Origin of the sequence: Sphingobium scionense (genome assembly GCF_014197035.1) — a bacterium.
Lineage (GTDB): Bacteria > Pseudomonadota > Alphaproteobacteria > Sphingomonadales > Sphingomonadaceae > Sphingobium > Sphingobium scionense.
In genome coordinates this window covers 61,136-73,683 of record NZ_JACIEU010000015.1, presented here as the reverse complement: position 1 = coordinate 73,683, position 12,548 = coordinate 61,136, and the positions used below count along the sequence as shown (strand labels likewise).

General features: G+C 64.1%; 19 protein-coding genes. 4 read left to right on the top strand and 15 right to left on the bottom strand.

Annotation, left to right across the window (positions count from 1 at the left end; genetic code table 11):
• Window position 1: 1 nt before the first annotated feature.
• The 3 genes from GGQ90_RS17990 to GGQ90_RS17980 are packed head-to-tail and all read right to left on the bottom strand — an operon-like array spanning window position 2 to window position 1,775.
• The gene (locus GGQ90_RS17990) at window positions 2-736 is read right to left on the bottom strand and encodes a M48 family metallopeptidase (RefSeq protein ID WP_188083355.1); all 735 of its coding nucleotides are present in this window, start codon (window positions 734-736) and stop codon (window positions 2-4) included.
• Window positions 693-1,118, bottom strand: a complete 426-nt coding sequence (locus tag GGQ90_RS17985; RefSeq protein ID WP_188083354.1) for a YcgN family cysteine cluster protein — start codon at window positions 1,116-1,118, stop codon at window positions 693-695. The genes GGQ90_RS17990 and GGQ90_RS17985 overlap by 44 nt, the downstream gene beginning before the upstream one ends.
• Before the next feature lie 3 nt (window positions 1,119-1,121).
• On the bottom strand, window positions 1,122-1,775 hold the full coding sequence (locus GGQ90_RS17980; RefSeq protein WP_188083353.1) for an SCO family protein: 654 nt from the start codon (window positions 1,773-1,775) through the stop codon (window positions 1,122-1,124).
• A 56-nt stretch (window positions 1,776-1,831) separates the two neighbouring features.
• Between GGQ90_RS17980 and GGQ90_RS17975 the strand changes: the two genes are divergently transcribed.
• Complete coding sequence (locus GGQ90_RS17975) at window positions 1,832-2,458, top strand: ankyrin repeat domain-containing protein (protein WP_246428303.1); 627 nt, start codon at window positions 1,832-1,834, stop codon at window positions 2,456-2,458.
• Window positions 2,459-2,476: 18 nt separating this feature from the next.
• Here GGQ90_RS17975 and GGQ90_RS17970 read toward each other — a convergent pair whose 3' ends face one another.
• From GGQ90_RS17970 to GGQ90_RS17915, 12 genes are all read right to left on the bottom strand, one after another.
• Window positions 2,477-2,851, bottom strand: coding sequence for a hypothetical protein (locus GGQ90_RS17970; RefSeq protein WP_188083351.1), 375 nt, complete (start codon window positions 2,849-2,851; stop codon window positions 2,477-2,479).
• 20 nt (window positions 2,852-2,871) lie between these two features.
• Window positions 2,872-3,378, bottom strand: coding sequence for an MmcB family DNA repair protein (locus GGQ90_RS17965; protein ID WP_188083350.1), 507 nt, complete (start codon window positions 3,376-3,378; stop codon window positions 2,872-2,874).
• A gap of 102 nt (window positions 3,379-3,480) precedes the next feature.
• The gene (locus tag GGQ90_RS17960; RefSeq protein ID WP_188083349.1) at window positions 3,481-4,152 is read right to left on the bottom strand and encodes a cell wall hydrolase; all 672 of its coding nucleotides are present in this window, start codon (window positions 4,150-4,152) and stop codon (window positions 3,481-3,483) included.
• A gap of 175 nt (window positions 4,153-4,327) precedes the next feature.
• A complete protein-coding gene (locus GGQ90_RS17955) occupies window positions 4,328-4,678 on the bottom strand; it encodes a DUF1491 family protein (RefSeq protein WP_188083348.1) in 351 nt (116 codons plus the stop codon).
• Window positions 4,671-5,168: a PaaI family thioesterase gene (locus GGQ90_RS17950; protein WP_188083347.1), complete on the bottom strand. Its 498-nt coding sequence runs from the start codon at window positions 5,166-5,168 to the stop codon at window positions 4,671-4,673. Before GGQ90_RS17950 ends, GGQ90_RS17955 begins: the two co-directional genes overlap by 8 nt.
• Complete coding sequence (locus GGQ90_RS17945; protein ID WP_188083346.1) at window positions 5,128-5,595, bottom strand: PTS sugar transporter subunit IIA; 468 nt, start codon at window positions 5,593-5,595, stop codon at window positions 5,128-5,130. The genes GGQ90_RS17950 and GGQ90_RS17945 overlap by 41 nt, the downstream gene beginning before the upstream one ends.
• 130 nt (window positions 5,596-5,725) lie before the next feature.
• Window positions 5,726-6,319 carry a ribosome hibernation-promoting factor, HPF/YfiA family gene (gene hpf, locus GGQ90_RS17940; protein ID WP_188083345.1) on the bottom strand — a complete coding sequence of 198 codons (594 nt, stop codon included), beginning with the start codon at window positions 6,317-6,319 and terminating at the stop codon, window positions 5,726-5,728.
• 71 nt (window positions 6,320-6,390) lie between these two features.
• A complete protein-coding gene (dnaQ, locus tag GGQ90_RS17935) occupies window positions 6,391-7,092 on the bottom strand; it encodes a DNA polymerase III subunit epsilon (protein WP_188083344.1) in 702 nt (233 codons plus the stop codon).
• A 32-nt stretch (window positions 7,093-7,124) separates the two neighbouring features.
• A complete protein-coding gene (coaE, locus tag GGQ90_RS17930) occupies window positions 7,125-7,718 on the bottom strand; it encodes a dephospho-CoA kinase (protein ID WP_188083343.1) in 594 nt (197 codons plus the stop codon).
• 11 nt (window positions 7,719-7,729) lie between these two features.
• The gene (aroE, locus tag GGQ90_RS17925; protein WP_188083342.1) at window positions 7,730-8,554 is read right to left on the bottom strand and encodes a shikimate dehydrogenase; all 825 of its coding nucleotides are present in this window, start codon (window positions 8,552-8,554) and stop codon (window positions 7,730-7,732) included.
• Window positions 8,551-9,144 (bottom strand): Maf family protein, encoded by a 594-nt coding sequence (locus tag GGQ90_RS17920; RefSeq protein WP_188083341.1) that lies wholly within the window; start codon window positions 9,142-9,144, stop codon window positions 8,551-8,553. The genes aroE and GGQ90_RS17920 overlap by 4 nt, the downstream gene beginning before the upstream one ends.
• On the bottom strand, window positions 9,141-9,968 hold the full coding sequence (locus GGQ90_RS17915) for a pyruvate, phosphate dikinase/phosphoenolpyruvate synthase regulator (protein WP_188083410.1): 828 nt from the start codon (window positions 9,966-9,968) through the stop codon (window positions 9,141-9,143). Before GGQ90_RS17915 ends, GGQ90_RS17920 begins: the two co-directional genes overlap by 4 nt.
• A gap of 291 nt (window positions 9,969-10,259) precedes the next feature.
• On the opposite strand from GGQ90_RS17915, the gene hemE reads away from it, so the two are divergent.
• The 3 genes from hemE (at window position 10,260) to GGQ90_RS17900 (ending at window position 12,488) form a co-directional block, all read left to right on the top strand.
• The gene (gene hemE / locus GGQ90_RS17910; RefSeq protein WP_188083340.1) at window positions 10,260-11,321 is read left to right on the top strand and encodes a uroporphyrinogen decarboxylase; all 1,062 of its coding nucleotides are present in this window, start codon (window positions 10,260-10,262) and stop codon (window positions 11,319-11,321) included.
• Window positions 11,321-11,761 carry a CopD family protein gene (locus GGQ90_RS17905; RefSeq protein WP_188083339.1) on the top strand — a complete coding sequence of 147 codons (441 nt, stop codon included), beginning with the start codon at window positions 11,321-11,323 and terminating at the stop codon, window positions 11,759-11,761. Before hemE ends, GGQ90_RS17905 begins: the two co-directional genes overlap by 1 nt.
• A gap of 118 nt (window positions 11,762-11,879) precedes the next feature.
• Entirely contained in the window at window positions 11,880-12,488 is a 609-nt protein-coding gene (locus GGQ90_RS17900) for a hypothetical protein (RefSeq protein ID WP_188083338.1), read from the top strand.
• Window positions 12,489-12,548: the final 60 nt, after the last annotated feature.

Here is a 12,548-nt window from a genome sequence, read left to right as displayed (position 1 = left end):
TTCAGACCTGATAGCGGTGCAGGCCCGCACCATGCGCCTTGAGCCAGGCGCGTGCCCGGTGCGGATCCTCGCCATAGATGCGGGCATGGGCGGCGTGGAAGGCCGGGCTATGGTCCATGTGCAGCAGATGCGCCAGCTCGTGCGCAACCGTCGATCGCCGGACCCAGGCCGGCGCCAGGATCAAGCGCCAGCTATAGCGGATCGCCCCGGTCGATGTGCAACTGCCCCAGCGGCTGCGCGTGTCGCCGGTGCCGACCGAGGCGACGATCAGGCCATGATCCTGCGCCATCGCCAGCGTCTCCGCCTCCAGCACGGCCTTGGCCCGCGTCCTCAGCCAGCGCAGCACCCGCGCCCCGACCGATTCCGCCGCCCCGCCCAGGATCAGCCGGTCGCCCTCCAGCCGGATCGTGCGGGTCGCCCCTGCAATCCAGCAGATGCGCACCTCGCGCCCCTCCAACGGGAAGGTCGCGCCATCGCCCAGCAGCGTCACCGCCGGCGTCACCGCCATCTGTGCCCGGACCCAATCCTCGTGCCCCTGCGCCCAGCCCAGCGCACGCTTGAGGTTCGCCCGCGCCGGCAGCGACAGCCGCAATTCGCCGCGCAGCCCGTCGATCGTCAGCTTGTAGGCGCGCGCGCGTGCCGACCGGCGCACCCGCACCGGCATGGCCACGCCGTCGATCAGGATTGCTGCGTCACAGCTCTCGGTCGACAAGATGATGTTCCCAATCGCCCGCATCGGCCTCCGCCACGGTCCAGCCGCGCACGGATTCCTTGGCCCGATGCACCGCCTCGCGATCGCCGCAGACCAGATAATGCCATTCGGGCAGCGGCAGCCCCGCCTCGCGCAGCCGATAGGCACAGGTGCGCGGCAGCCAGCTAATCTGTTTCACCTTGGCCGGGGTCAGCCGCACGCAATCGGGCACGAACCGCCGGCGATCGGGATAATTGGTGCACTGGCCGCTATGCCGGTCGAGCAGGCGACAGGCGACATTGGTCGGATAGATGCGGCCGGTGTCCTCATCCTCCGCCTTGTGCAGGCAGCATTTGCCGCAACCGTCGCACAGCGCTTCCCATTCAGTGCGGTTCAGCTTGTCGAGAGGCTTGTCCCAGAAGTCCAAATGTCACTTGACCCATTTTTCGAGGAAGGTGCGCACGATATCGGGTGCCCCCTCGTCCACGTCCGGCGTGCCCGGATCGTCGACCGGCACCAGCGCGATCGGCTTGCCGTCCGGCCCGAACAGATAAGGCGTGCGGCTGTGGCTGACCAGATACTCGCTCGCCCCTTCCGGCTTTTCCGCATTGTAGAGGACGACGAAGTCCTTGGCCACCTTGGCGATCTGATCGGTCGTGCCGGTCAGGCCGACGAGGCGCGGGTGGAAGGCCGCGACATAGGTTTTGAGCACTGCCGGCGTGTCCCGCTTGGGATCGACGCTGATGAAGATCGGCTGCACCTTCGCGGCGCGGGCGGGCGCGGCCTTCTCGAAGGCGCTGAACGCCTGCATGATCCGCTGCAGATCGACCGGGCAGACGTCCGGGCAATAGGTGTAGCCGAAATAGACGATCCGATACTGGCCCTTATAATCGTCCCAATGCACGGTCTTGCCGTCCTGGTCGGTCAGGGTGAAGGGCGCCCCGATGCGCGCGCCGACCAGATTGCCCTGCTCGCTCTCGCCGCTTGATGCGTTGCCGCCAGCCCCCATATTGCATGCCATCAGCAAGGCCAGAAGCGGCAGGGCGAGCGAGATCAGCGCTTTGTTCATGGTGTCGTCCGCCATGCCTTGCTATGGGCCGATTTGCAAATCGAACGGGGCGCGCGACGATGAAGAATGGGATGAAGACCGGACTTTCCACCTGGCTGTTTCTGGCGCGGCCTGCCGCGATCACCCTCGCGCTGATGGCCCCGATGGCGGCCCAGGCCCAGTTTTCCAACAACTATAATTTCCTCAAGGCCGTGAAGGATGCCGACGGCGACAAGGCGACCGAAATGCTGCAAAAGCCCGGTTCGACCGTCATCAACAGCCGCGATGTCAGCACCGGCGAAACCGCGCTGCACATCGTCATCGGCCGCCGCGACACGACCTGGCTCAACTTCATGCTGTCGAAGGGGGCCAATCCGAACCTCGCCGACAATAACGGCACCACGCCGCTGCTGCTCGCCGTGCAGAACCGGTTCGAGGAAGGCGTCCGCGTCCTGCTTGCGCACAATGCCCAGGTCGACAAGACCAATGGCAGCGGCGAAACTCCGCTGATCCGCGCGGTGCAGTTGCGCGACATCGGCCTCGTCCGCCTGCTGGTGGCACAGGGTGCCAATGCCGACAAGCGCGACACCATCGCCGGCATGTCCGCCCGCGACTATGCCGAGCGCGACAGCCGCACGCCGGGTCTGGTCGAAGCGCTCGATTCCGCCAAGGCCAGCACCGCCGCTCCCAAGGGACCGGTCCAGGGTCCGGTTTTCTGATAGATTGGGTGGCCGTGCTTAGCCCGCGGCCACTTCATCGTCAGTCCACCAGCGGATATGCTTCGCTTCGCCACTGGCGTCGACAATCGCCTCTAGGGCATCAGCCAGCCTTTCTACCGTCTCCATGGTGCTGATGCGACGAAACCAACGTCTCACAAAGGGCCGTGAAGGTTCGATGAAACAAAGCACACCGTCAGGATATTCCTGATAGTGGCCGCATCCGATCCACAGAGAGAAAGCCTCATGCGTGATCGGAACGCACCAGCCCCAATCCTCCTGAACGATCGGCTGGGCTTGAAATCCAAAATGAGGCAGGCGTTCGGCCAGAACCTGGGCAATGGCCGCTCCATCGTCTGCATAAACTGCCGATCGAAATTCCAGATGCGAGCGCATCGACCATCCTCTTTCTGATATTACCAGCCCAATTCCGCCGCATAGTCCGGGTCGGCCAGCGCCGACAGACGGCGGGCGGCGCGGCGGGCGAAGCGTAGCGTCTCTGCCTTGCGCCGGGCGGCGGCCAGCGGCTCGAACGGCGCCGCGCGCACCAGTTCGGCATCATATTGGTCGGCGACGATCAGGCCGGTGCGCGTCGGCCACAGCGCCTCGCTGTCGAACAGGCTGGTGTCGAAGCCGGATGGCACCGCCCAGAAATAGCGGTCGCAATAATCGAAATAATCCGGCCATTTCATGTCGCCCAGCAGGTCCGCACGGCTGCACTTGATCTCGACGATGGTCAGGCGCCCGGCGCTGTCGATCGCCATGATGTCGGCCCGCCGGCCATTGGGCAGCGGCACTTCCATTATGCCGTTCATGTCATGGCGATGGAACAGGCGCAGCGTGCCGCGCGCAACCGCCAGCGCGGTTCCGTCGGTCAGCGGTGAACAGCGATCGGTTTCTTGGCCAGCTTCTTGGGTAGTCATGGCACCAAACTAGAACAAGAAGGGAACAAAAGAAAAGGCCGATTCGGACATGGGGTCCAAACCGGCCTTAAAAGGGCCTCGCTGTCACTCAGGATGAGCGGATCAGCGATAGAAGATGTGGTTGTCGATCGACGCCAGCTTGGTCTTGCCCCAACCCGGCGAAACACGGCGGGCATGGAAGAACAGCGCGCCTTCGGCCTGGCTGTCCCAGCTATCGTCCAGCGCGATCTGGGCGATCGCAACCGCCTCGCGCCAGGAATCGCTGGCGATGTTGATCGGCGGCATGCCATGGCCGCGCACGAAGCTGAACTGGCTAGGTTGATAGACGACGCCGCACAGGCTGCTGGCAAAGCGGCCGGACTTGGCGCGATTGATGATCACGCGGGCAACGGCCAACTGGCCTTCCAGCGTTTCACCCTTGGATTCGAAATAGACCGCACCGGCCAGGCACTTCATGTCGCCATCGACATCCTCGGGAGCGCCTTGCGCATCAACCAGGGCTGCCAGGGTCTCGGCCTTGGACTCGATATCGGTCGAAAAATTGCTGCCAGCCTTCGGACCGGAATGCAGCGACTGCGCGACTTCCTGCGGCGCAGCAAAAACGACGGCGGGCTTGGTGCCGGCCGTGGGCGCGCTAGTCAGCGCGGCGGTTTCCGGAAGGGAAACCGAGGACAGGGAGGCCTCGCTGGCGCTCGACATGTCCGACGCTGTAACAGCCGCAGCGGCCGACAGCGTAAATGCCGCGATGATCGCGGCCTTCAAACGAAAACTCATTATAGCTCAAAATCATGCGGTTCTTGGCCAAAAACGTCGATTGTAACCGATATTCTGTGACGTTCGGCCGCCCCCCGTCTGCGTGTTTACCGGCCCGCCCCCCATGGACGAATACAGGCAACCTGCGCGTTCAGCGTTGGCCGCCTCTGCCTGCGCGCGTGCAAGGAGTCAACGATCAGCAGATCGTTTCAGCGGCGAACCGTTCCGCATCTGCGACATCGAGTTCCACCAGCCATAGGTCGGGGTCCGACCTTTTCCGACGTTCGGCATAGGCCGTGAATGCTTCCGCCCCCTCTTCGGCAGGGGGGCCACAGCGCATCAATGCATGACCACCGCGAAAGTTCGATACCCGCTCGAAAATTGCGGATTCTCTTCCATTTTCCATAATCTGGACCAGGATGACGCCGCTCATTGCATCACCCTTCGCCAATATCATGGCAAAGCCGCCCGCCGCATTGACCCGCTTGACCAGCGCCCCGACCAGCATCGCGCTGGTCAGCCGCGCGGACGGACTGTCCTCAGCCATGATATCCCGGCAGCGATGACAGCGGAATCTGCGACCGCATGAAGGTGCCGGTGCCCCGGCCCACCTCTTCGCCATCCGAATCGAGGATGCTCGCCTCGGCGACATAGACGCGGCGCTTGCCGCTGATCCAGCGCCCTTCGGCGCGCAGCTTTCCGGGGCCGATCGGCCGGGTGAAGAGCAGGTTGAAGGCGGTGGTCAGCAGGAAACGGTCGCTGACCAGGCTGTTGGCGGCATAGAAAGCCGCATCGTCCAGCATCTTGAAATACACGGTGCCATGCACCGCGCCGGCGGCATGAAAATGCCGCGCGTCAACCTCGAAATCGATTACCGACCGACCCGGCTCCGGCACGCGCAGGGTCGATTGGAACAGGTCGTTGATCGGCGCGCTGTTATAGAGGTGCTCCAGCGCGCGGAAATGCGCCGCCTCGCCACTGGCGAGCGCGGCTGCCTCAGGCAGCGTCACGCGCCTCACCACCGGCCAGCAGCGCATGCAGCGCCTCGGCCGACTTGGCACCGCGCAGGCGCGTCACCTGCGCCTCTTCGCGCAGATAACGGGATACACGCGCCAGCGTCTTCAGATGCTCGGCGCCGCTGTCCTGCGGCGAAAGCAGCGCGAACACGACATCGACCGGCGCATCATCGACCGCGTCGAAAGCCGCGGCGGGATCGAGCAGGACCACCACGCCGCACATGCGATCGAGCCCGGCCAACTTGGCATGGGGAATGGCGACACCGCCACCAAAACCGGTGGAGCCCAATCGCTCGCGTTCCAGCAGTGCTTCGGCCACGTCGTCGGCGTCGACGCCATAGGATCGCGCCGCCAGCGCTGCTATCTTCTGGAACAGCTGCTTCTTGCCGTTGACGGACAGGCTCGTGGCCAATGCGTCCGGCGAAACAATATCGTTGAAATGCACCATTTTACTTCCGGGGGCAGCCGAGGCGCGCCCAGCCTGTCGAAAAAAATGCGCGTTGCTCGGAGAAACTAAAGCCCGGCCCCATAGGCCGCCTGCACCCTGAGGTCAACAGGCGGCCCGGGTAGGAGAGGCGTCAACCGCGCGGTTCGACCCAGCCGATCGTGCCGTCCTGGCGACGATAGACCATGTTATAGGCGGCGGTCCCGGCGTTGAGGAACAGCAGGGCATTGGTGTTGCGCAGGTCCAGCATCATCACCGCGTCGGACACGCTGGCTTCGGGAATATCGACCCGGGTTTCCGCCACGATCAGCGGCGCGTCCGCGGCTTCCTCCTCGTCGATGCCGGCGGCAAAGATGGTGTAGCCCGCACCATCGATATCATCGACGCTATAGCCATTGGCGCGTTGCGCCTCGGCCGCGGCGGCCTGGATGCTGCGATCCTTCAGGCGGCGCATGTAACGACGCAGTTGCTTCTCGATCCGGTCCGATGCCTGGTCGAAGGCGGGATGGGCCTCCTGTGCCTCGCCCGCCCCCTTCAGGATCAGGCCGGTCATCACATGGCAGACGATGTCGCAATGGAAGGCGCCATGCGGGGCCGGACGAAAAGTGACCTGGGCGGAAATCGTGCGGGAGAAATATTTCTCGGCTATCGCTTCCAGCCGGTCGCTGACGTGCTGCTTGAGCGCCTCACCCGTCTCAACCTGATGCCCGGAAATACGAATATCCATATGCCTTCTCCTTATTCTTGCCGGGTCGCCGGATCAGCGGCCCGGTTGGCACGAGGCAGTCGCCGGCACATTCAGGCCGGCGGCGCCTCCTCGAGCCAGAGCGGCTTATCCAGCTTCGCGACGAAAGCGGCATGCCTCTCCAGCTCCTCCGCGCTCGCCGTGAAGACGCGCGCGGGACGAACAGGGCGAACAACGGCGGTTTCCGTCAGTTCCACCCTGACGATCTCTTTCTCTTCCTCCTGTGCAAGACCCAGGCCGATCTGACGGCCACCGGTCAATTCGACATAGAGCTGCGCCAGCAGTTCGGCGTCGAGCAACGCGCCATGCTTGACGCGATGGCTGCGGTCGATGCCGTAGCGGGTACACAGCGCGTCCAGGCTGTGCTTGGCGCCGGGATGCAGGGTGCGGGCGATTGCGACCGTGTCGATCATCCGGTCCATCGACACGCCATCGCGCGCGCACAGCTTCAGCTCATGATTCAAGAATCCGAAGTCGAAGCGCGCATTATGCGCGACCAGCGGGCTGTCGCCCAGAAATGCCATCAATTCCGCCACGCCGTCGCGGAACAACGGCTTGTCCGACAGGAACTGGCTCGACAGGCCATGCACCGCCTCGGCGGCGGAGGGCATGTCGCGCTGTGGATTATAATAAGCATGGAAAGTGCGGCCGGTCGGCACGCGATTGATAAGCTCTATGCACCCGATTTCGACCAGCCGATCGCCGGATGCCGGATCAAATCCCGTCGTTTCGGTGTCGAAAATGATCTCGCGCATCGCCCTTTTGAACCGACTCTCTGTGTCTCTACTTATCTGCCTGTCCGGGCGCCAAGGCAAGCGACCAGACGCCTGACCTGTGCCCGGGTTGCGGCAAATGTCGTACCCGTGTTGATGATATAGTCTGCCCTTAGCCGCTTTTCAGCGTCTGGCACCTGCAAGCGCAGGATATTGCGAAATTTTGCTACCGTCATGCCCGGGCGGGCCAGCACGCGCCGCCGCTGCTTCCAGGCCGGCGCACTGACCACGATGATGCCCGCCATGCGCCGGTGGCCCCCCTTTTCGAACAGCAGGGGCACGTCCAGAATCACGAATCGGCGCGAACGATGGCCTTTCAGGAATCGCCGGCGCGACTCACCTACGGCGGGATGAACGATCGCCTCCAGCGCCTTGAGTTCGGCGGGATGACCGAACACCGCCGCACCCAGCTTGGTTCGGTCGACGCCCTGCGGCCCGGTGGTACCGGGAAAGCGCGCCTCGATCGCGGGGAGCAGCCGGCCTCCCGGCCCCTGCAATCGATGCACCTCGGCATCGGCATCGAACACCGGCACGCCCTCGCGGCGAAACATCGCCGCGACCGCCGACTTGCCCATGCCGATCGAGCCGGTGAGGCCGTATATCTTCACCCCGTCTCCGTTCAGTCCGCCGCCAGCAGCAGCGCGCGCAACTCCGCGTCCAGTTCGCGCGGCGCCTCGGCATCGAAGAAGATATCGAATGCCAGTGCCGCCTGGCCGATCAGCATTTCCAGCCCATCGAGAGTCTTGAGACCCCGGTCGCGCGCCGCCTTCAGCAGCCCGGTCTCCAGCGGCGCATAGACGATGTCATAGACGGTCGCACTGGTCGGGAGTGGCGACAGGTCGATATCCAGCAGCGGCTGGCCGACCATGCCCAGCGACGTGCTGTTGACCAGCAGGTCGGCAGCCGGCAGCGCATCAGCCATGCCGATCACATTGCCCTTCACCCCGGCCCGGTCGAGCAGCGCCTGCCCCTTGGCCGGGTCACGCGCCATGATGGTGATGTCGGGCACGCCCAGGCTGGTGAGCGCGAACAGGATCGCCCGTGCGGCGCCGCCTGCGCCGATCAGCACCGCATGGCGGCCCTTCCACTTGTCGCGCAGCAGCGGCTGCAGGAAGCCTCCCGCATCGGTATTGGTGCCGATCAGCGGTCCCGCGGTCTCGCTGGCGATGGTGTTCATCGCGCCGATCCGGTCCCGCACGCCGCCCGGATCGTCGGTATAGTCCATCACCGCGATCTTGTGAGGAATGGTGACATTGCAACCCAGCCAGTCGGGATCGGCCCGGCGCTGCAGGAAATAGGCAGACAGCCCCTCGGGCGTCACATGAGTCTTCTTATACTCCGCCTCGATATCCAGCGCCTGCAGCCAGAAATTGTGGATAAGTGGCGATTTGCTGTGCGCGATCGGATCGCCGATCACCTCTGCATAAGGGAGCTTGTCGGTCATGCCGCCAGAACGCCCCTTATGCGCAGGAAGTCAAGCAGCGGCAGCAGCGGCAGGCCCTGGATGCCGAACTGGCTGCCTTCCACCCTGGCGAACAATTGCGCGCCCGGTCCCTCGATCCGGTAGCAGCCGACGCACCATTGGCATTCGTCCCAGTCGTCCTCCAGATAGGAATCGATGAATCCGTCGGACAGGGTCCGCACCGTCATTCTTACCCGTTCGACATGGCGCCAGATCGGTTCATTGTTGAGCACGATCACCGCCGCACTGTGGAGATGATGGACCCGGCCCGACAGCAGGCGCAGGATGCGCGCGGCATCCGCCTTGTCGATCGCCTTGTCGATCATCGTCCCATCGTCGAGGGTCAGAGTCTGGTCGCAGCCCAGCACCAGCGCCCCCGGCACCCGGCGCGACACCTTGAGCGCCTTCAGCTCCGCCAGCGCGTCGGCCAGTGCCCGCCCGTCATGGCCGTCGGCACGCAGGGCGTCCTTGGCGGCCTCTTCATCCACACCCGGCGAGAGTGCCTCGAACGGCACGCCAGCCGCGCTCAACATCGCGCGCCGGCTGGCGCTTTGCGAGGCTAGGACGATCATGATTCATTTCCTTCCGCCAGTTCGCGGTCGTTGAACAGGTTGATGATGGCGGCGGCCGCTTCCTCGATCGACCGACGAGTCATATCGATCACCGGCCAGCCATTGTCGGCGAACATCCGCCGGGCAAAGGCCAGTTCATCCTGCACCTTGTCGCTATCGACATAGGATGTCTCGGGCGCCTGATTGAGCGACAGCAGCCGGTTGCGCCGTATCTGTATCAGCCGCTCGGGACTGATGGTCAGGCCCACCACCATCGGATGCTTCAGGCCATAGAGGCTGCGCGGCGGCGGCGATTCCGGCACCAGCGGGATATTGGCGGTCTTGTAGCCGCGATTGGCCAGATAGATGGAGGTCGGCGTCTTGGACGCGCGCGACACGCCCGCCAGGACGATATCGGCCTCCTCCCAATTTTCGTGCCCCACGCCGTCATCATGCGCGATGGTGAACTGAATCGCCTCGATCCGCGCAAAATAGGCTTCATCGAGGATATGCTTGCGGCCCGGCCGGGTCCGGGTTTCCTGCCCCAATATGTTGGACAGGGCATCGGCCACGCTGTCGAGCGCAGCGACATGGGGCAGGCCGAGCGCACGGCAGCGCGTTTCCAGCCGCCGCCGCAGCACATGGTTGGTAAGCGTGAACAGCACCAGGCCGGGATGGGCGGATATCTCCTCCATGATCCGGTCGAGATGCACTTCGGATCGGACCATCGGCCAGAAATGGCGGATCGCCTCGACATTCTCGAACAGGCCGATCGCCGCCTTGGCGATATTCTCCAGCGTCTCGCCGGTGGAGTCCGAAAGCAGGTGAAGATGGATACGTGACACAGACATATCTCTGTGAGTCCCCTGTGGATAAAGCAAGGGATAGAGTTGTGGATAACTTTGAAGCCCCATTTCATCCCCACAGAGCGGAATCTTATCCACAGCCTCTCAACAGGGCCGGAATCTTATCCACAGCCTGTGAGTAACGGGGATGACTCTGATGACTCGCCGCGGAATCGCCTGACTCCAGGAGTCAAGCTGTTGGCAAAAGCGGGGACAGCGCATAAACCCCCGAACCAACAGCCCAACAACCTCAACATTCCTTTTTAAATATCTTTATAAAGTAGAGAGTTCATGACGGGTCCCGACGCTCACGCCGGCGCAGTCAGCGCCAAGCCGCTCCTTTCCGTATTGCGCGGCGCGATGCCGCCCATCCCGCCAATGTGGCTCATGCGCCAGGCTGGTCGCTATCTGCCGGAATATCGCGCACTCCGGGCCGACAAGGGCGGCTTCCTCGAACTGGTCTATGACAGTGCCGCCGCGGCAGAGGTCACGCTCCAGCCGCTGCGCCGCTTCGGCTTCGACGGCGCCATCCTCTTTTCCGACATCTTGATCGTCCCCTATGCGATGGGACAGGATCTCTGGTTCGAGGCCGGCGAAGGCCCGCGTCTCGCCCCGATTCTGGCGGAGACCGACCTGTCGGCGCTGAAACCGGATTTCAGCCGTTACGAGGCTGTGTATGAAACGGTGCGGCAGGTGAAGTCCGCGCTGGACCCGTCGGTGACCTTCCTGGGCTTTGCAGGCAGTCCCTGGACGATCGCCACCTATATGGTCGCGGGACAGGGCAGCAAGGACCAGGGCGCCGCGCGGCGCATGGCTTATCAACAGCCCGATCGCTTCGCCGCGCTGATCGACGCCATCATCGATGCGACCGTCGTCTATCTCTCCGGCCAGATCGCAGCGGGCGTGGAAGCGGTGCAATTGTTCGACAGCTGGGCCGGCAGCCTCGCCCCGCTCCAGTTCGAACGCTGGGTGATAGAGCCCAATGCCGCGATCGTCCGCAAATTGAAGGCGCTTCATCCCGACATCCCGGTGATCGGCTTTCCCAAGGGCGCCGGCGCGAAGCTGCCCGCCTATGCGATCGGCACCGGCGTCGATGCGGTGGGCGTGGATGAAACGGTCGACCCCCACTGGGCCAACCAGGCGCTGCCCGCCGGGCTTCCGGTGCAGGGCAATCTCGACCCGCTGGCGCTGATCGCCGGCGGTCAGGCGGTGGAACAGGCTGTGGATAACTTGCGCGCCGCCTTTGCCGGCCGGCCCCATATCTTCAATCTGGGCCATGGCATATTGCCCGATACGCCGATCGCCCATGTCGAGGCGCTGATCGCGCATGTGCGCGGAACGGAGACACGCTGATGCCCTATCTCGGCGCTGCCTATCTGTGGGTGAAGGCTGCCCATGTCATCTTCGTCATCTTCCTGATGGCGGGGCTGTTCATGATGCCGCGCTTCTTCGTCTATCATCAGGAAACCGTGCCGGGTTCGGCGGAGGACCAGCGCTGGATCGAGCGCGAGACGCGGCTGCTCAAGATCATCCTCAACCCCTCGCTGATCCTCACCTGGGCCTTCGGGCTGATGCTGATGGTGGAAATCGGCGCCTGGCATTTCGGCTGGTTCCATCTGAAGCTGCTCTTCGTCCTGGCGCTGTCGGGCTATCATGGCTGGATCGCCGGCTATGCGAAGAAACTTGCGCGCGGTCAGCGCAGCCTTGCCGACAAGCAGTTGCGCATGCTGAACGAAGTGCCCGGCATCGCCGCGGCGGTGATCGTCATCATGGTTATCGTCCGCCCCTTCTGATGGTCGTAGCGTAAAGCGTCCGAAAAGATCGGGCGCTTTACTTGGCCTCTGGCGCAACTCGCCGGACTATGCTTTGCCTCGGCACGTCCGCATCCTGCGGACTTTCTGTGGGGGTATCATGATTCGTCTGTTTTTCTGCGCGGCCGCGTTGGCCGCGCCGATGGCGGCTGCGCAGCAGCCTGCCGTCACCATCGCGCCTGCTCTCGATGGCAATGTCCTGCGCGCCGGTGCCAAGGTGCCCATCCGCACGCTGGTCGAACTCACCACCAAGAAGAAGGCGGTGAAGGTCGGCGACCGCGTCAACATCGAGACTGCCGAAGCGGTGATGATCGGCAATAATGTGGTGATCCCGGCCGGCACCCCCGGCATCGCGGAAATCACCAGCGTCCGCAACAAGGGCATGTGGGGCAAGTCCGGCTTTATCGAAGGCCGCGTGCTTTATATCCGGCTGGGGGGCCGGCAGGTGCGCCTGACGGGCACCTTCAACGACAAGGGCGTGACCGGCACTGCCGGCGTCGTCGGTGCGATCGCGCTGATCCCGGTCGCCGGCTTCTTCACCACCGGCACCAGCGCCAACATCCCGTCGGGCTCGATCATTCCCGCCTTCCTGGACGAGGATCTGGCCTTCTCGGTCGACAGCGCGGCAGCGACGTCCGCGCCGATCGCCGCGACCCCGGCTGCGGCGCCGGTCGAAGCCAGCACCGCTCCGGCCGCCGGCGCGCTCTGATCGATCGGGGGATCGGGGCCTTTGCCCCGGTCCCTTCGTCTGCTGTCCTACGCCGCCATG